The sequence below is a fragment of the Pseudomonas mediterranea CFBP 5447 genome, assembly GCF_000774145.1.
In the GTDB taxonomy this organism is placed as follows: Bacteria; Pseudomonadota; Gammaproteobacteria; order Pseudomonadales; family Pseudomonadaceae; genus Aquipseudomonas; species Aquipseudomonas mediterranea.
Genome location: NZ_KN322986.1, coordinates 409,690 through 428,052, shown reverse-complemented (window position 1 = coordinate 428,052; position 18,363 = coordinate 409,690). Strand labels below are relative to the sequence as shown.

The window sequence follows — 18,363 nt, the reverse complement described above, 5'->3', positions numbered from 1 at the left end:
CAGCGGGGATGAATCCCCTCGCCACAAAAGCAGCGCCGGGCTTACTTATAGGGTCATTCGAATCAAACCAGCTCTTTCAACTTGTGCCACAACATCCCCAACGCCAGCAGCGGCGAACGCAGGTGCTTGCCGCCGGGAAAGGTGATGTGCGGGACCTGGGCGAACAGATCGAACCCACCGCCTTGCTGGCCGCTGATGGCTTCGGCCAACAGCTTGCCGGCCAGGTGCGTGGCGTTCACGCCGTGGCCGGAATAAGCCTGGGCGAAGTACACGTTGGGCTGGTCCTTGAGCCGGCCGATCTGCGGCAGTCGGTTGGCGCCGATACCGATCATCCCGCCCCATTGATAGTCGATCTTCACCTCCGCCAGCTGCGGGAAGACCTTGAGCATCTTCGGACGCATATAAGCGGCGATGTCCTGCGGGTCGCGTCCCGAATAATGACAAGCCCCGCCGAACAGCAAGCGTCGATCTGCCGAGAGCCGGTAGTAATCCACGGCCACTCTCTGGTCACAGACCGCCATGTTCTGTGGCAACAGCGCCTGGGCCTGAGCCCGGCTCAGAGGCTCGGTGGCGATGATGTAGCTGCCGGCCGGCAGTACTTTGCCGCTCAATTCCTTGTTGAGGCCATTGAGATAGGCATTGCAGCCGAGCACCAGGGTCTTGGCGCGTACCGAGCCGTGTTGGGTATGCACCTTCACTTCAGGACCGTAGTCGATCCGGGTTACCGCCGATTGCTCGAACAGCCTGACCCCCAGCCGCTGCGCGACGTCGGCTTCGCCCAGAGCCAGGTTCAGTGGGTGCAGGTGGCCGGAACCCATGTCGATCAGGCCGCCGAAATAGCGGTCCGAGCCCACCACGCTGTGCATTTCGTGGGCTTGCAGCAGGCGGGTCGGGTGGCGATAGCCCAGGCTGCGCAGCTCTTCGGCGTCCTCGGCGAAGCCATCCAGTTCGGAGGGTTTATTGGCGAGATCGCAGTAACCCCAGGTGAGATCGCAAGCGATCTGGAAACGCTCGACGCGCTGCCGGACGATTTCCACTGCCTCGAGGCCCATGAGTTTCATCTGGCGGACGCCCTCGGTACCGATGACCGGAGTGAACTGATCCAGGCCATGACCGACCCCGCGGATCAACTGGCCGCCGTTACGCCCACTGGCTCCCCAGCCGATCTTGTGCGCTTCCAGCAACACGACGCTCATGCCGCGATCGGCCAGTTCGATGGCCGTGTTCAGCCCCGAGAACCCGCCGCCGACCACGCAAACATCCGCCACCAGCTCGCCTTGCAGCAACGGATGGTCCGGTTGCGGCAGGCTGCTAGCGGCGTAGTAAGAGGCGGCGTGCGCGTGGCTCGGGACAGGTTGCTGAACACGGGCGTTCATGTGCGTAATCCTGATTATTGTGTTTGAGAAATTTTACGGAGCATAAGCCGTGGATTCCTCCGTCGGCAACAGTGGTCGGCTGGCCCTGTCTGGTACAAGGCTTTTAGGGCAGAATCCGGATCAGTCCCGATCCGGTAACCACCTCGATGAGTTGCAACAGTCAAAAAATCCGCACGCTGCGCCAGCAGATTCCTTCGTTCGAGTGCGTACCCGGTTGCCACGACTGCTGCGGGCCGGTGACCACCTCACCCGAGGAAATGGCCCGCCTGCCGCGCAAGACCCGCGCCGAACAGGACGCCGCCCTGGAAGCACTCGATTGCGTGCACCTGGGACCGAACGGTTGCACCGTGTATGACGAGCGGCCGCTGATCTGCCGGTTGTTCGGTACCACGGCGACGCTGCCGTGCCCCAATGGGCGGCGGCCGGTGGAGTTGATCCATCCCCGGGTGGAGAAGCAGATCCATGAGTACATGGCTGCCAATCGGCAGGTGTTGGTCTAGCGAGATCGTTCCGCGCGGGAACGATCAGTCCGGAATCGGCAAATTCAGGCTCTCTTTCACCTCTTCCATCACGATATAGCTCTTGGACTCCCGCACATGGGGCAGTTTGAGCAGGATGTCGCCCAACAGTTTGCGATACGAGGCCATCTCGGAAATACGCGCCTTCACCAAGTAGTCGAAATCCCCCGACACCAGGTGGCATTCCAATACGTGAGGCAGTTTCAGCACGGCACGTCGGAATTCTTCAAAGGTGTCGCCGGATTTGTAATCGAGGCTGATCTCGACGAACACCAGCAGGCTGCCCTTCAGGTGCTGCGGGTTGAGCCGGGCGTTGTAGCCCATGATGATCCCTTCGCGCTCCAGGCGCCGTACCCGCTCGGTGCAGGGCGTCGTGGAGAGACCGACCTTTTCCCCCAGCTCGGTGAAGGAGATCCGGCCGTCCGCCTGGAGGATACGCAGGATGTTGCGGTCGATCTTGTCCAGCTCGCGCTTGGTCTGGGTATTGGTACGCACAGGGGATGCGCCTCCGTGAAAAGGGTTTTTGCCGAGAATTCTCGCCAAATATAGGCATTTATATAGTGAAAAGCACTGCCTGTTCTTTCTTACACTGCGCTCATTACAGTTTTGTACAACACAAACGTCAGCGGGTCTCCGCGATGAGGGCGACAACATGCGTGTTCTGGTCTTGGGTAGCGGCGTCATCGGTACCGTCAGTGCTTACTATCTGGCCCGTGCCGGGTTCGAAGTAGTGGTGGTCGACCGTCAGCCGGCGCCTGCCATGGAAACCAGTTTCGCCAACGCCGGCCAGGTGTCGCCGGGTTATGCCTCGCCTTGGGCCGCGCCGGGCGTGCCGCTCAAGGCCATCAAATGGCTGTTGCAGCGCCACGCACCGCTGGCCATCAAGGCGACCGCCGATATCGACCAATACCTGTGGATGGCACAAATGCTGCGCAACTGCACTGCCAGCCGCTATGCCATCAACAAGGAACGCATGGTGCGCCTGTCGGAGTACAGCCGCGATTGCCTCGACGAGTTGCGCGCCGAAACCGGCATTGCCTACGAAGGCCGTAGCCTGGGGACTACGCAATTGTTCCGCACCCAGGCACAGCTCGATGGCGCGGCCAAGGACATCGCCGTGCTGAAGGAGTCCGGCGTGCCGTTCGAAGTGCTCGATCGCGAAGGTATCGCACGGGTCGAGCCGGCCCTGGCGAACGTCACCGACATCCTGGCCGGCGCCTTGCGTCTGCCCAACGACCAGACCGGCGACTGCCAGATGTTCACCACGCGCTTGGCGGAAATGGCTGTGAAGCTGGGTGTCGAGTTCCGCTTCGGACAGGATATCCAGCGCCTGGACCAGGCCGGTGACCGCATCAACGGTGTCTGGATCGATGGCAAACTGGAAACCGCCGACCGCTACGTCCTGGCCCTGGGCAGCTATTCGCCGCAACTGCTCAAGCCCCTGGGCATCCGTGCTCCGGTGTATCCACTCAAGGGTTATTCCCTGACCGTGCCGATCACCAACCCGGCGATGGCACCGACTTCGACCATCCTCGACGAAACCTACAAGGTCGCGATCACCCGTTTCGATAACCGCATCCGGGTGGGCGGCATGGCGGAAATCGCCGGTTTTGACCTGTCGCTCAATCCGCGTCGCCGTGAAACCCTGGAGATGATCGTCAACGACCTTTATCCTCAGGGCGGCGATCTGGCCCAGGCCAGTTTCTGGACCGGTTTGCGTCCGACCACGCCGGATGGCACGCCGATCGTCGGCGCTACCCCGTTCAATAATCTGTTCCTGAACACCGGCCACGGCACCCTCGGCTGGACCATGGCCTGTGGTTCCGGTCGCTTGCTGGCGGACCTGATGGCGAAGAAGAAGCCGCAGATCAGCGCCGAAGGTCTCGATATTTCCCGTTATGGCAGCAGCAAACTTCAGGAGTCTGCAAAACATGGCAATCCAGCGCCAGCTCACCAATGACCGCATGAGCCAGGTAGTCGTGCACAACGGCACCGTTTACCTGGCCGGGCAGGTCGGCGACGACATGAACGCCGGTATCGAGCAGCAGACCCGCGAAACCCTGGCCAATATCGAGCGTTTGCTGGACCTGGCCGGGACCGACAAGAGCCGGTTGCTGTCGGTCACGATCTACTTGAAGGACATCGAAGCCGACTTCGCGGGCATGAACGCGGTCTGGGACAAATGGCTGCCCAACGGCGTTGCCCCGGCCCGCGCCACGGTCGAAGCCAAGCTGTGCGAGCCGGAAATCCTGGTAGAGCTGTCAGTCGTGGCCGCGCTGCCTTAAAGCTGTCGAAACGATCCCTCTCCCGGCGCTGTTGGTGGTTCACGCCATCAGCCGGCGCCGGTTTTTTTTCATGTCTGCCTAGAAGCCTGCCGTCATGCGTCCTGCTCGTGCCCTTATCGATCTTCAAGCCCTGCGCCACAATTACCAACTGGCTCGCGACGTCACGGGGGCCAAGGCCCTTGCAGTGATCAAGGCCGATGCCTACGGGCACGGCGCGGTACGTTGCGCCGAGGCTTTGCAGGACACCGCGGACGGGTTTGCGGTGGCTTGCATCGAAGAGGCCCTGGAGCTGCGGGCCGGCGGAATTCGTGGGCCGGTGTTGTTGCTGGAAGGGTTTTTCGAAGCCGATGAGCTGTCGTTGATCGTCGAGCACGACTTCTGGTGTGTCGTGCATTCGTTGTGGCAGCTCGAAGCGATTGAAAAGGCGGCGCTGGGCAAGCCAATCACGGTCTGGCTCAAGCTGGATTCAGGGATGCACCGGGTTGGCCTGCATCCACAGGACTATCAGGCCGCCTATCGTCGACTACAGGCCAGCGGCAAAGTCGCGAAAGTCGTGCTGATGAGCCACTTTGCCCGTGCCGATGAGCTGCATGACCCCTCCAGCACCCGGCAATTGGAAGTGTTCGAAGCCGCCTGCCAGGGATTGACGGCCGAGACCAGCCTGCGCAACTCTCCGGCGGTACTGGGCTGGCCGCAGATGCCGAGCGACTGGGTCCGTCCGGGCATCATGCTGTATGGCGCGACGCCTTTCGATGAAGCCAACGCTACCGCCTCGCGCCTGCAGCCGGTGATGACCCTGGAGTCGAAGATCATTTGCGTGCGCGAACTGCCGGCCGGCGAGCCGGTGGGGTATGGCGCCCATTACGTGACCACGCAGACGACCCGGGTCGGGGTGGTCGCCATGGGCTATGCCGACGGCTACCCGCGCCAGGCCCCGAGCGGAACTCCAGTGGTGGTGGACGGCCAGCGCAGCCAGTTGGTCGGGCGTGTGTCGATGGACATGCTGTGCGTCGACCTGACGAACATCCCCCATGCCGGACTCGGTTCGACCGTGGAATTATGGGGTAAACATGTGCTCGCCAGCGATGTGGCGAAGGCTGCCGGTACCATTCCCTATCAGATTTTCTGCAACCTGCGGCGCGTGCCACGGCTCTATTCCGCGGGCTGACGCAGCGCAGGATCGACCGAAGGTCGCTTCACCGCGCAGGATTCGGGTCAAAGTGTTGTAAATACTGAACGCTGTCGCCATGATAACGCTCACTTTCCACACAACCTGATCCCCTGGAGGTTCCAGCATTGGACGTCGGTGAACGACTGCAAGCCATTCGTAAACTCAAAGGCCTTTCCCAGCGTGAACTCGCCAAGCGTGCGGGCGTCACCAACAGCACCATCTCGATGATCGAGAAAAACAGCGTGAGCCCCTCGATCAGCTCGCTGCGCAAGGTCCTTGGCGGCATCCCCATGTCCATGGTCGAGTTTTTTTCCGAAGAAATCCTCCAGGAGAAGCCGACCCAGATCGTCTACAAAGCCAACGAACTGATCGATATCTCCGACGGCGCCGTGACCATGAAGCTGGTGGGCAGGGCACACCCGAGCCGGGCGATTGCCTTCCTGAATGAAATCTACCCGCCTGGTGCCGATACCGGCGACGAGATGCTCACCCATGAAGGCGAGGAAACCGGGATTCTGGTGGAAGGACGTCTGGAGCTGGTCGTCGGCGCCGAAACGTTCGTGCTCGAGGCCGGGGACAGCTACTATTTCGAGAGCACCAAACCACACCGTTTTCGTAATCCGTTCGATGTGCCGGCGCGACTGATCAGCGCAGCCACACCGGCCAATTTCTAAGGAAGAGGCGCCAAGCCCGCACGGGCAGCGGCGGCCAGGGGGAAAGCGGTCGCAATGAACAAGACCCTTGTGACTTTAGGGTTGTTTCAGTGTGACAGGCTTACCGCTATACTTGCGCCCGCCTGCAACCGTGGCCGCAGGCGTGACTAGCCACCATGAGGGTGTACGTGTGAACCTAATTATGAAAATGCTGGCTGCACCAGCAACCGTATTGGCCCTTTGGGCAGTCAGTGCCCAAGCGGCAACCAACGATGAAATCGCCAAGCGCCTCGAGCCGGTGGGCCAGGTTTGCGTTGCGGGGAAGGAATGCAAGGGCATGGAAGTTGCCGTTGCGGCGGGTGGTGGCGCTAAGAAAACGCCCGATGACGTGATTGCAAAACACTGTAACGCTTGCCATGGCACCGGCCTGCTGGGCGCTCCAAAAATAGGTGATACAGCAGCCTGGAAAGAGCGTGCTGATCATCAAGGTGGTTTGGATGGCATTCTTGCGAAAGCCATTACTGGTATTAATTCCATGCCGCCTAAAGGTACCTGCGCCGATTGCTCGGATGAAGAACTCAAAGGCGCCATCCAAAAGATGTCCGGCCTGAAATAAGCCAGCATCCTTCGAAAAAGCCGCTTTCGAGCGGCTTTTTTGCGCCTTGGAAACGACCACCTAGGACTATTCATCGCAACCAAGACCCGGCAAGCTCGGTCCAACCCACATTCACGGAATGGCCCGGAGGGTAGGATGGTGCAATTGTGTTCAATCGAGCAGGCGGTGGATGACGTCCTGGAACGCCTGCCGGCGCATATCCACCTCGGCATGCCCCTGGGGTTGGGCAAACCCAACCTGTTTGCCAATGCGCTGTACCGGCGCGTCGCCCAATTACCTGAGCGACAACTGACAATCTACACGGCCCTGAGCCTGGGCCGGCCGAACCTGGGCGATGGTTTGCAGAAGCGTTTTCTCGAGCCCTTCATCGAACGGGTTTTCGGCGACTATCCGGAACTCGATTACCTGGCCGACCTGCAGCGCGACAGCCTGCCACCCAACATCCGGGTCGAGCAGTTCTTCATGCAGCCAGGCAGCCTGCTCCACAGCGCATCGGCCCAGCAGAACTACGTCAGCAGCAACTACAGTCATGCTGCCCGGGACATCAACGCCGCCGGCTTGAACCTGATCGCGCAACTGGTCGCGAGCGATCCACAGCACCCGGATCGCCTGAGCTTGAGTTGCAACCCCGACATCACCCTCGACCTGCTGCCGATGATCGAGAAGCGGCGGGCGGCGGGGGAAACCATCCTCATGGTCGGCCAGGTTCATAGCGATCTGCCCTACATGCCGGGGGATGCGGAAATCGGCATCGACGCTTTCGATCTGTTGATCGACGAGAAGGACAATCACACGCTGTTCTCCACGCCGAACATGCCAGTGGGGTTCCAGGACCATTTCATCGGCCTGCACGCGAGCAGCCTGGTGCGTGACGGCGGCACGCTGCAGATCGGTATCGGCTCCATGGGCGATGCGCTGACGGCAGCGCTGCTGGCGCGCCAGGCGGATAACACCGGGTATCGGGCGTTGCTGGCGGACCTGAACCTCAGCCAGTGGGCACAACTGATCGAGCGTGAGGGTGGGGTCGAGCCGTTTGCCAAGGGGCTATACGGTTGCAGTGAAATGTTCGTCAACGGTTTGCTGGTGCTGGCGGAGGCCGGGATCATCCGGCGCAAGGTCTATCCCGATGAGCCGACCCAGGAGCAGGCCAACGCGGGTACGCTCGACGAGGCGGCCCAACCCGACGGCGTCTGTGTCCACGGTGGCTTCTTTCTCGGCCCGCGCAGCTTCTACCAGCGCTTGCACGAGTTGCCGCAGAACCGCCGGCTCGAATTCAACATGACCCGCATCAGCTACATCAACGAGTTGTATGGCCAGGAGCGCCTCAAGCGCTTGCAACGTCTCGATGCGCGCTTCATCAATACCGTGTTCACCATGACCCTGCTGGGTGCCGGGGTGGCCGATCAACTGGAAGACGGTCGGGTGCTCAGCGGTGTGGGCGGGCAGTACAACTTCGTCGCCCAGGGGCATGCGCTGGAAGGCGCGCGTTCCATTTTGCTGCTGCGCAGTTGGCGGGAGTCCGGGGGCGAGATCAGTTCGAACATTGTCTGGGAATACGGCCATTGCACAATTCCCCGGCACCTGCGGGACATCGTGGTGACCGAATACGGCATCGCCGACCTGCGGGGCAAGACCGATGCCGCGGTGATCGAGGCGTTGCTGAACATCAGCGATTCACGCTTCCAACCAGGGCTGATCGAGCAAGCGCAGAATGCCGGAAAACTACCGAAGGATTTCCGCCTCGATCCACGGTTTGCCGACAACACATCGGAGCGCTTGCAGGCGATCCAGGCGCGACATCCGAATCTGTTCCCGGAGTATCCGCTGGGCGCGGATTTCGATGGGGTGGAGCGGGACCTGTTGCGGGCGTTGAACTGGCTCAAGAGCAAGTTCAAGCTCACCGAAATGCTCGAATTGGGCAAGGCCGCGCTGGACGCTCCGGAGCCCTCGTTGTACCCCGAGCATCTGGAGCGGATGCAACTGGCGAGCACTGATGGGCTGAAGGAAGATCTGTTCCAGCGCTTGTTGTTGGCGGGGCTCGAGGCCACTGCGCAATAGCGCCAACCCGAAACCTTGTGGGAGCGAGCCTGCTCGCGATAGCGGTGTACCTGCTACATACAATGTGTCTGACAGACCGCTATCGCGAGCAGGCTCGCTCCCACAGAGGGAGATTTGTGGCGGTCAGTCGATAAAGGTCACAACCCCACCCGCCAGGGATTTCACCCGCGCCAGGGACTCGACGCGATAGCCTTGGGCGTCCAGTTCCGCACGGCCACCCTGGAACGACTTCTCGATCACGATCCCCAGCCCGGCCACGGTGGCGCCAGCCTGTTTGATGATGGAAATCAGCGCCTGGGAGGCTTTGCCGTTGGCCAGGAAGTCATCGATGATCAGTACCCGGTCGCTGCTGGTCAGGTGACGGGGGCTGATGGCCACGGTGCTCTCGGTCTTCTTGGTGAACGAATACACGGTCGCCGACAGCAGGTTTTCCGTCAGGGTCAGGGACTGTTGCTTACGGGCGAAAATCACCGGCACGCCAAGGTTCAGGCCGGTCATGATGGCCGGGGCGATACCCGAGGCTTCGATGGTGACGATCTTGGTGATGCCCGAGTCCTTGAACAGCGCGGCGAATTCATCGCCGATCTGTTTCATCAGTTGCGGGTCGATCTGATGGTTCAGGAACGCGTCGACTTTCAGGACCTGGTCGGAAAGGACGATGCCTTGCTCACGGATTTTCTGGTGCAGGGCTTCCATGAAGCCTCCTCTGATAACGCCTCAAGGGCGCTGAAGTCGGAATTAAATCGGTCGATTCTAGCGCTTTAGCATCGCTCGTATATCGGCCAAGGCACTGTTGCCGCGAACGGCTTTCACTTCGGTCGGGGTGTCGTCGTTGCCTTCCCAGGCCAGGTCGTCCGGCGGCAGCTCATCGAGAAAGCGGCTCGGCGCGCAGTCGATCACTTCGCCGTATTGCTTGCGCTTGGCGGCGAAGGTGAAGGCCAGCGTTTGCCGGGCCCGGGTGATACCCACGTAGGCCAGGCGCCGTTCCTCTTCGATGGTGTCGGCCTCGATGCTGGAGCGGTGTGGCAGGATTTCCTCTTCCATGCCCATGATGAACACGTAGGGGAATTCCAGGCCCTTGGACGCGTGCAGCGTCATCATCTGCACGCCTTCGGCACCGTCTTCCTCTTCCTGCTGGCGCTCGAGCATGTCCCGCAGCACGAGCTTGCCGATGGCGTCTTCGACGGTCATTTCGCCGTCTTCGTCTTTTTCCAGGGTGTTCTTCAAGGCCTCGATCAGGAACCAGACGTTGCCCATACGGTAGTCGGCGGCCTTGTCGCTGGAGCTGTTGGTGCGCAGCCAGTTCTCATAGTCGATGTCCATGACCATGCTGCGCAGTGCCGCGATCGGATCTTCCCCGGCGCACTGCTCGCGGACCCGGTCCATGAAGCGCTTGAAGCGCGCCAGGCGGTCGGTGAAACGGCTGTCCAGGTGTTCGCCCAGGCCGATTTCGTCGGTGGCGGCGTACATCGAGATCTTGCGCTCGGTGGCGTAGTTGCCGAGTTTTTCCAGCGTGGTCGAGCCGATTTCCCGGCGCGGGACGTTGATCACTCGCAGGAAGGCGTTGTCATCGTCAGGGTTGACGATCAGGCGGAAATAGGCCATCAGGTCCTTCACTTCCTGACGGCCGAAGAAGCTGTTGCCCCCCGACAGGCGATAGGGAACCTGGTGATGCTGCAACTTCAACTCGATCAGCTTGGCCTGGTAGTTGCCGCGGTAGAGGATTGCAAAATCGCTGTACGGCCGGTCGGTGCGCAGGTGCAGGCTGAGGATTTCCATCGCTACGCGCTCGGCTTCGGCGTCTTCGTTGCGGCAGCGGATCACGCGGATTTCGTCGCCGTGGCCCATCTCGCTCCACAGCTGCTTTTCGAACTCGTGGGGGTTGTTGGAAATCAGCACGTTGGCGCAGCGCAGGATGCGGCTGGTGGAGCGGTAGTTCTGCTCCAGCATCACCACTTTGAGCGACGGATAGTCTTCCTTGAGCAGCATCAGGTTTTCCGGACGCGCGCCACGCCAGGCGTAGATCGACTGGTCGTCGTCGCCCACCACGGTGAACTGGTTGCGTAAACCGATGAGCAGTTTCACCAGCAGGTACTGGCTGGCGTTGGTGTCCTGGTATTCGTCCACCAGCAGGTAGCGAACCTTGTTCTGCCACTTCTCGAGGATGTCGGCGTGTTCCTGGAACAGCTTGACCGGCAGCAGGATCAAGTCGTCGAAGTCCACCGCATTGAACGCCTTGAGCGTGCGCTGGTAATGGGTGTAGACGATGGCGGCCGTCTGTTCCTTGGGGTTGCGGGCGTTTTCCAGGGCTTCGGCAGGGAGCACCAGGTCGTTTTTCCAGGCGCCGATCATGTTTTTGATCTCGTCGACGCCGTCGTCGCCCGCGTACTCCTTCTGCATGATGTCGGTCATCAGGGCCTTGACGTCGGTCTCGTCGAAAATCGAGAAGCCCGGCTTGTAGCCCAGTCGCACGTGTTCCTTGCGGATGATATTCAGGCCCAGGTTGTGGAAGGTGCAGACCGTCAGGCCACGGCCTTCGCCGGCGCGCAGCAGGCCGCCGACCCGTTCTTTCATTTCCCGGGCGGCTTTGTTGGTAAAGGTCATGGCGACGATGTACTGGGCGCGGATGCCACAGTTCTGGATCAGGTGCGCGATCTTGCGGGTGATCACGCTGGTCTTGCCGGAACCTGCACCGGCGAGCACCAAAAGAGGGCCGCCGACATAGTTCACGGCTTCTTGCTGCCGGGGATTGAGTCGGGACATGACAGGGTCAGGGAGTCGTTTGCGAAAAATGGGCCGGCATTTTAACAGGCCTGGAGAATTGTGCTGCTCTGTCCGACATCAGGCCGTATCGCTGCCTTGCTGCCGGGATTTGAGGTGAATTGGCGCTGATGTCCGGGCTGGAGTGGAAAAAATCGCCAGAAGCCCGTTTTTGAGAACTATTGGCACTGGTCATTGTCGCTCGGCAGGTCATAATGCCCAGCGCATACCTCTTGCAGAGTCTACGGAGTCAGCTTGTCCACGCCTGTCGAACCCTTGCGTTTGCTGTTATTGGCCGAAGAGCCTGAGTGGTCAGCGATATTACGCGAGTGCCTGGCGCCCATGGCGGGCTCGGTCGTGTTGATCATTGCCCCGACCTGGGAGTCGGTCTGCAGCCTGTTCGAAGACAATCGCAACGCGGTGCTGTTGACGGTCGCAGCCTTGCAACCGGCTCCCGGCCGTTGTCCTCTGCCGACCATCCTGCTGCTGGAACACGAGCCCGCGACGCTACCCGATGGCGCCAGCGACTGGCTGGTGCGTGACCTGCTCGATACCGCGACCCTGCGCCGTTGCCTGCGCCATGTGCGTGAGCGCGGCGTACTGGAAAGCACCTTGCAGCGTCTCGCCGAACAGGATCCGTTGACCGGCATCGCGAACCGCCAGGGGTTCCAGACCCTGCTGGCGGCGCGCCTGGCTGAAAGCGAAGGCCGTGGCCTGGCGCTCGGCCACCTGGACCTGGACAACTTCCGTCACGCCAACGACGCCCTCGGACATCAGGCCGGCGATCGCTTGATCCTGCAGGTGGTCTCGCGCCTCAAGGGGGCGCTCGAAGCCGGCGACCAACTGGCACGGCTGGGCAGCGACGAGTTCGCCTTGCTGATCGATACCCGTCGGGCGCCTCAGCGGGCCGAGTGGATGGCCGAGCGCATCACCCAAGCCATGGCCGAACCCTACTGGGTGGACGGCGAAAGCCTGCTGATCGGCTGCAGCCTGGGCATCGCCCACGCCCGGGCCCAGGCGGGTGCCGATCCGCTGATGTGGCATGCCCACATTGCCATGCAACAGGCCAAGAGCACCCAGGGTTGCACCTTCCATGTCTTCAACGAGCGCATCAACCGCAACGCCCGCAGCCTCGCCGACCTGGAAAGCGAACTGCGCCGGGCGCTGCGTCGTGACGAGCTGGAGCTGCACTACCAGCCGCGGCTGGACCTCGAAGGTGGCCACATCGTCGGTCTCGAAGCCCTGGTGCGCTGGCGTCACGGCGAGCGCGGGTTGCTGCCACCGAGTGAATTCGTCCCGCTGGCGGAGCAGAGCGGCCTGATCGTCCCGCTGGGCTACTGGGTGATCTCCCGCGCCTTGCGGGATATGCAGGCCTTGCGCGAGCGCGGGCTGGCACCGCTGCACATGGCGGTCAACCTGTCGTTCCGGCAGTTCCAGGACAGCCAGTTGCTGCCGACATTGAGCCGGCTGATCGCCGAGCGAGGCGTCGAAGCCCAATGGCTGGAATTCGAACTCACCGAAACCGCGGTCATGCGCCGCAGTGAGCTGGTCAAACAGACCATGGATGCCCTCGGCCGCCTGGGGGTGCGCTTCTCCCTGGACGACTTCGGCACCGGCTTTTCCTCGTTCGTGCACCTCAACAGCCTCCCCATCGCCCTGCTCAAGATCGACAAGAGCTTCGTCGGCGGCATGGAGCAACGCGAAGAGAACCGCAAACTGGTGCATGCGATGATCAACCTGGCCCACAACCTCAATCTGGAGGTGGTGGCCGAGGGTGTGGAAACCCGCGAACAACTGGATCTGTTGCGCGGCTTCGGTTGCGACCAGGTGCAAGGGTTCCTGATCAGCAAACCGTTGCCGTTGCCTGAGTTGGTGGAATACCTGACGTTCGACAACAAGTCGACGGAAGTCACCGCCTGACCCAATTCCTGCTGGCTGACACAACCCCTGTGGGAGCGAGCCCGCTCGCGATGGCGGTCGATCAGACGAAATCAATGCATCAGACACACCGCTATCGCGAGCAGGCTCGCTCCCACACGGGATGTTCATTCAGTCTGGACGATCTCGAAACCCTGTTGTCCCGACTCGCGCCTGATCATCCGCTTCATCTTTCCTTCGAACGCCAATGTCAGGCTCACCGCCGCGCAGGCCAGCCCCAGGGCCAGCCCCCACCAGACGCCGGTCGGTCCCCAGTTCAGGTGGAACGCCATCCACCAGGCCGCCGGCGCACCAATCAGCCAATAACAACCCAGGCCCACCAGGAACGTGGTCTTGGCGTCCTTGAGCCCGCGGATGCAGCCCATGGCGATGGTCTGCGTGCCGTCGAACAGTTCGAACCACGCTGCCACGGCCAGCAGGCTCACCGCCAGATCGATCACCGGACGGAACGCCGGGTCGTTGTGGTCTAGGAACAAACCGATCAACTGATTCGGCAACAGCCAGAACACCATGGCGAAGGCCAGCATCACCGCAGCGCCGAAGCCGATGCCGACCCGTCCGGCCAGTCGCGCCATCAGCAGTTGGCCGGCGCCATAGTGCTGGCCGATGCGCATGGTGATTGCGTACGACATCCCAGCCGGAACCATGAACGCCACTGACACAATCTGCAGGGCGATCTGATGGGCTGCCAACGGCGTGCTGCCCATGGTGCCCATGCACAACGCGGCAAACGCGAACAACCCGACTTCCACGGCATAAGTACCGCCAATCGGCAGGCCCAGGCGCCACAGCTCCTTGAGGTACTGGCGATTCGGTCGGAACAGCCCCTCAAGCAGCGGGTACCCCCGGTATGCCGGGTGCCGGTGGATATGCCAGGCCAGCGCCAGGGCCATGCAGCTGGCAACGATGGCGGTGACCAGGCCGATGCCCATCAGGCCGAGTTTCGGCAGCCCGAACATGCCGGTGATGAGCGCGTAATTGAGCAGGAAGTTGGCCACCGTGCCGCCGAGGCTGATCACCATGACGGGCGTGGCCCGGCCGATGGCGCTGGTGAAGCCGCGCAGGGCCATGAAGCTCAGATAGCCGGGCAAGGCAAACGGCAACACCAGCAGGAATTGTCCGGCGGACTGCACATTGGTTTCGGTCTGGCCGAACATCAGCAGCACTGGCTTGAGGTTCCACAGCAGCAGTCCGGCGACCAGTGCCATCAACCAGGCCAGCCACAACCCGGCCTGGGTCAGCCGGGTGGCCCTCTCGATGTCGCCGGCGCCGTGCCGGATCGCCACCAGCGTACCCACCGCCGCGATCACGCCGATGCAGAAAATCGACACGAACGAATAACTCGCCGCCCCCAGCCCACCGCCGGCCAGGGCTTCGGGGCTCAAGCGCGCCATCATCAAGGTATCGGTCAGGACCATCAACATGTGCGCCAACTGCGAGGCAATCAACGGCCCCGCCAGCCGCAGGATGGCCCGGAGTTCGGTACGCACAGGATGCTGCATGATCATCACGCTCCATGTTCAGGCAAGGCTGTAAACCGTCGATTCTCGGCGCTTGCGAGGCTTTGCACAAAAGGATAAAAACGATGGCAGGCATGATTAAAACTCATGCGTCAGTTCTTTCTGCTAGGGTGCGTGAACCCCGTTACTGGAGCGTTTACCGATGTCGCGTCGTCTTCCACCTCTTTATGCGCTGCGGGCATTCGAAGCAGCGGCGCGATACAGCTCGTTCACCCGGGCCGCAGAAGAGTTGTCGATTACCCAGAGTGCGGTCAGCCGCCACATCCGCACGCTCGAAGAGCATTTTGCCTGCCGGCTGTTTCAGCGTAGCGGTCGCAATCTGCAATTGACTGAAGCGGCGCGGCTGTTGCTGCCGGGCATACGCGATGGGTTCATGGCGCTGGAGCGGGCCTGCCATACGCTGTCGGGTGAGGATGGCATCCTGCGCATGAAGGCTCCCTCGACCCTGACCATGCGTTGGCTGCTGGCGCGCCTGAGCCGCTTTCGACACCTGCAGCCGGGCAATGAGGTGCAGTTGACCAGCGCCTGGATGGACGTCGATTCGGTGGATTTCAACACCGAACCTTTCGACTGTGCGGTGTTGCTGGGCAACGGACATTTTCCAGCGGATTGGGAAGCCAGTTTCCTGTTCCCCGAGGAACTGATCCCGGTGGGCGCGCCGAACCTGTTGAACGATCAACCGTGGGATGTGCAGCGGCTGGCCAACGCCGAACTGCTCCATCCCACGCCGGACCGTCGCGACTGGCGCAGTTGGCTGGAACGCATGGGCTTGTCCGACAAGGTCTCGCTCAAGGGCGGGCAGGTGTTCGATACGCTGGAGCTGGGCATGATTGCGGCGGCACGCGGTTACGGTGTTTCCATGGGCGACCTGTTGATGGTGGCCGAGGACGTGGCCCAAGGGCGCCTGAGCCTGCCGTGGCCGACCGCCGTCGCCAGTGGCGAGCACTATTATCTGGTCTGGCCGAAGACCCGTCCGGGAGGTGAACGTTTGCGTCGGCTCAGCGACTTCCTGCAAGGCGAGGTCAAGGCCATGCAGTTGCCCGCAGTAGAGCGTCTTGGCTGAAGCGTTGTAGTACAACTGATGTCAGACTAGTATTATTCCCTCCAAACCGCTCAAGTATTTGGCTTTGCTGCCGAACCCGTGAACATGGAACCCTCGTTCAGAAAGGGCAAACATTTATCCTACCTTGGAATTACATGCCGAGCGTGCGACGTGATCAGGATGATCCGGTGTCTCGGCCAGGAGCCGTCATGTCCCAACCCCGTGCCCGGATCGCCTCACAGCTAGGCCTTGCCCTTGCTGTGATACTGGCGATCGTGATCTCCGGCAGTACCGTCTTCGCCTTGCGTTCGCTGGACGCCGCCAACCTCGCCACGCGTGAAGAGCATCTGGCCAGCGAAGCGCGCCTGATGGCCGATCAGCTCAATACCTTCCACGGCACCTTGCGCGAAAGCACGCAACGCTTGGCCGGCCTGTTCGAAAAGCGCTTCAGCGCGGGTCTGCAAGTGCACCCGGACCAACCGGTTGTAGTGGCAGGCGTGCAGACGCCGAGCCTGAGCCTGGGCAGCGAAGTACTGAACAACAACTTCAAGGAAGTCGACGAGTTCAAACAGATGACCGCCGGGACCGCCACGGTGTTCGTGCGCAGTGGCGACGATTTCATCCGCGTCAGTACCTCGGTGGCCAAGCAGGACGGTTCGCGAGCCATTGGTACCGTGCTTGACCATGCCAGCCCGGCTTACGCCCGCTTGACCAGTGGGCAGAGCTATATTGGCCGCGTCTTGCTCTTTGGCCGTTACTACATGACCCAGTACAGCCCGGTGCAGGACAGCAGTGGCAAGATCATCGCTGCGCTGTATGTCGGTTTCGACTACACCGATGCGCAAAATGCGCAGTTCGAAAACCTCAAGCGTTTCCGTATCGGCAAGACCGGCTCGCTGGCCCTGCTGGATGAGCAAAACAAATGGCTGGTACCGCCGGCCGGCGTCCAGGCCCTTGATGCCGCTGTCAGCACCGTCGCTGGCCTGGTGAAAGAGCCGGGCAAAGGCGCGTTCTGGAGCGACACAGCCGAAGATTTCTACAGCGTCGCCGTACCGTTCGAAGGTGGACCGTGGGCGGTGGTGGCAAGCATGCCGAAGGCCGAGATCCGCGAGGTGACCTGGAGCGTCGGTATGCAGTTGGCCATCGGCAGCCTGTTGGCAATGCTGTTGGCGGTCGGTGCGGCGATGTGGCTGCTGCGCAGCAAGCTGGCACCCCTGGGTGATCTGGTGCGCCAGGCCGAAGCGCTGGGCGCCGGCGACCTGAGCGTGCGCCTGAACGTGTCGAGCCATGATGAAATCGGCCAACTGTCTCGTGCTTTCAACCAGATGAGCCAGGCACTGTCGACCATGGTCGAGCACATCCGCAAGGCCTCCCAGGAGGTCAACAGCCGTGCCCAGGCCCTGTCGGGGTTGTCCAGCGGTGCATATGAGGGGATGGAGCAGCAGTCCGGCGAAATCACCAGCATGGCCGGCGCAGTGGAGGAGTTCAGTGCTACCTCGTTGAACATTGCCGACAACATGGGCAATACCGAGCGCCTGGCCCAGGAAAACGCCCAGCAGACGCGGATCGGTCGGACATCGATGGATGAAGCGTCTTCGTCCCTGGAACAGATTGCCGGCGCGTTGAACAGCACCGCCACGGTCATCAACACCTTGGGCCAGCGTTCCCAGGAAATCGGCGGGATCGTCGGCGTGATCACCTCGATCGCCGAGCAGACCAACCTGCTGGCCCTGAACGCCGCCATCGAAGCCGCCCGTGCAGGCGAGCAGGGGCGTGGTTTCGCCGTGGTGGCGGATGAGGTCCGTAGCCTGGCCTCCCGTACCCGTCAGGCCACTGACGAGATTTCCAGCATGATCACCAGCATCCAGCAGGAAACCGGCAATGCCATCAGCACGATGGAACAGGGCAACCTGTTGATGCAGGAAGGTCTGTCGCGTAACGCCAACGTGGCCTCGGCCCTGGCCCGTATCGACGAGCAAAGCCGCTCGGCCGGCCAGCAGTTCGCGGCGATCACCACCGCCACCCAGGAACAAAGCAGCACGGCGACCTTGCTCAGCAGCAACCTGCAAAGTATCGCCATGGCCAACAGCGAACAGCGCGAAGTGGTCTCGAACCTGGCAGTCACTGCCAAGGAACTGGAAAAGCTGGCGCAGGACCTGCGCCAGGAAGTTGATCGGTTCCGCTAAGTCCCTATGACCACCGCTAGCAGGCTCACCCCAGACCATTGTGGGAGCGAGCCTGCTCGCGATGGCGTCGGCACAGGCGACATTTGTGCAACCTGAGCTACCGGAATCGCGAGCAGGCTCGCTCCCACAGGTTTCCGGTTTCAACCGCCAAGACTTCACCCTCCCTGACTAATTTCCTCCAGTTGGCTTTTTTAGAGTTATTGCCGCTTTTATGCTTGCTGAAACGTTTCTTCAAGACTA

At 61.6% G+C, this 18,363-nt stretch carries 15 protein-coding genes and 1 pseudogene; 11 read left to right on the top strand and 5 right to left on the bottom strand.

What is annotated here, in order from left to right; all coding sequences use genetic code 11:
• Window positions 1-62 precede the first annotated feature (62 nt).
• Window positions 63-1,376 (bottom strand): NAD(P)/FAD-dependent oxidoreductase, encoded by a 1,314-nt coding sequence (locus N005_RS18800; protein WP_047702575.1) that lies wholly within the window; start codon window positions 1,374-1,376, stop codon window positions 63-65.
• 146 nt (window positions 1,377-1,522) lie between these two features.
• Here N005_RS18800 and N005_RS18795 point away from each other — a divergent pair, with 146 nt between their 5' ends.
• On the top strand, window positions 1,523-1,876 hold the full coding sequence (locus N005_RS18795; RefSeq protein ID WP_041023335.1) for a YkgJ family cysteine cluster protein: 354 nt from the start codon (window positions 1,523-1,525) through the stop codon (window positions 1,874-1,876).
• A 24-nt stretch (window positions 1,877-1,900) separates the two neighbouring features.
• Here N005_RS18795 and N005_RS18790 read toward each other — a convergent pair whose 3' ends face one another.
• On the bottom strand, window positions 1,901-2,389 hold the full coding sequence (locus tag N005_RS18790; protein ID WP_003206849.1) for an Lrp/AsnC ligand binding domain-containing protein: 489 nt from the start codon (window positions 2,387-2,389) through the stop codon (window positions 1,901-1,903).
• Between the two features lie 157 nt (window positions 2,390-2,546).
• Between N005_RS18790 and dadA the strand changes: the two genes are divergently transcribed.
• From dadA to N005_RS18760, 6 genes are all read left to right on the top strand, one after another.
• Window positions 2,547-3,854 carry a D-amino acid dehydrogenase gene (dadA, locus tag N005_RS18785; RefSeq protein ID WP_047702574.1) on the top strand — a complete coding sequence of 436 codons (1,308 nt, stop codon included), beginning with the start codon at window positions 2,547-2,549 and terminating at the stop codon, window positions 3,852-3,854.
• Window positions 3,826-4,179 carry a RidA family protein gene (locus N005_RS18780; protein ID WP_047702573.1) on the top strand — a complete coding sequence of 118 codons (354 nt, stop codon included), beginning with the start codon at window positions 3,826-3,828 and terminating at the stop codon, window positions 4,177-4,179. Before dadA ends, N005_RS18780 begins: the two co-directional genes overlap by 29 nt.
• A 94-nt stretch (window positions 4,180-4,273) precedes the next feature.
• Complete coding sequence (alr, locus tag N005_RS18775; RefSeq protein ID WP_047702572.1) at window positions 4,274-5,347, top strand: alanine racemase; 1,074 nt, start codon at window positions 4,274-4,276, stop codon at window positions 5,345-5,347.
• A gap of 128 nt (window positions 5,348-5,475) precedes the next feature.
• Window positions 5,476-6,024 (top strand): cupin domain-containing protein, encoded by a 549-nt coding sequence (locus N005_RS18770; RefSeq protein ID WP_024780576.1) that lies wholly within the window; start codon window positions 5,476-5,478, stop codon window positions 6,022-6,024.
• 181 nt (window positions 6,025-6,205) lie between these two features.
• A complete protein-coding gene (locus N005_RS18765; RefSeq protein ID WP_047702807.1) occupies window positions 6,206-6,619 on the top strand; it encodes a c-type cytochrome in 414 nt (137 codons plus the stop codon).
• A 135-nt stretch (window positions 6,620-6,754) separates the two neighbouring features.
• Window positions 6,755-8,677 carry an acetyl-CoA hydrolase/transferase C-terminal domain-containing protein gene (locus N005_RS18760; RefSeq protein WP_047702571.1) on the top strand — a complete coding sequence of 641 codons (1,923 nt, stop codon included), beginning with the start codon at window positions 6,755-6,757 and terminating at the stop codon, window positions 8,675-8,677.
• A 123-nt stretch (window positions 8,678-8,800) separates the two neighbouring features.
• Here the strand turns inward: N005_RS18760 and N005_RS18755 are convergent, their stop codons facing one another.
• Together N005_RS18755 and rep are read right to left on the bottom strand one after the other, a co-directional pair.
• Window positions 8,801-9,373, bottom strand: a complete 573-nt coding sequence (locus N005_RS18755) for a xanthine phosphoribosyltransferase (protein ID WP_041023330.1) — start codon at window positions 9,371-9,373, stop codon at window positions 8,801-8,803.
• A 57-nt stretch (window positions 9,374-9,430) separates the two neighbouring features.
• The gene (gene rep, locus N005_RS18750; RefSeq protein WP_047702570.1) at window positions 9,431-11,440 is read right to left on the bottom strand and encodes a DNA helicase Rep; all 2,010 of its coding nucleotides are present in this window, start codon (window positions 11,438-11,440) and stop codon (window positions 9,431-9,433) included.
• A gap of 252 nt (window positions 11,441-11,692) precedes the next feature.
• Here rep and N005_RS18745 point away from each other — a divergent pair, with 252 nt between their 5' ends.
• Entirely contained in the window at window positions 11,693-13,357 is a 1,665-nt protein-coding gene (locus N005_RS18745; RefSeq protein ID WP_047702569.1) for a putative bifunctional diguanylate cyclase/phosphodiesterase, read from the top strand.
• Between the two features lie 125 nt (window positions 13,358-13,482).
• On the opposite strand, the gene N005_RS18740 is transcribed toward N005_RS18745, so the two are convergent.
• Complete coding sequence (locus tag N005_RS18740; RefSeq protein ID WP_081993292.1) at window positions 13,483-14,883, bottom strand: NorM family multidrug efflux MATE transporter; 1,401 nt, start codon at window positions 14,881-14,883, stop codon at window positions 13,483-13,485.
• A gap of 154 nt (window positions 14,884-15,037) precedes the next feature.
• Here N005_RS18740 and N005_RS18735 point away from each other — a divergent pair, with 154 nt between their 5' ends.
• The 3 genes and pseudogenes from N005_RS18735 to N005_RS30020 all read left to right on the top strand — a co-directional run bounded on the left by N005_RS18735 (window position 15,038) and on the right by N005_RS30020 (window position 18,123).
• Window positions 15,038-15,958: a LysR substrate-binding domain-containing protein gene (locus N005_RS18735; protein WP_047702568.1), complete on the top strand. Its 921-nt coding sequence runs from the start codon at window positions 15,038-15,040 to the stop codon at window positions 15,956-15,958.
• A 134-nt stretch (window positions 15,959-16,092) separates the two neighbouring features.
• A pseudogene (locus N005_RS30025) lies at window positions 16,093-17,220 on the top strand (Cache 3/Cache 2 fusion domain-containing protein); the annotation flags it as partial.
• A 42-nt stretch (window positions 17,221-17,262) separates the two neighbouring features.
• Window positions 17,263-18,123, top strand: a complete 861-nt coding sequence (locus N005_RS30020; RefSeq protein WP_406822794.1) for a methyl-accepting chemotaxis protein — start codon at window positions 17,263-17,265, stop codon at window positions 18,121-18,123.
• Window positions 18,124-18,363: the final 240 nt, after the last annotated feature.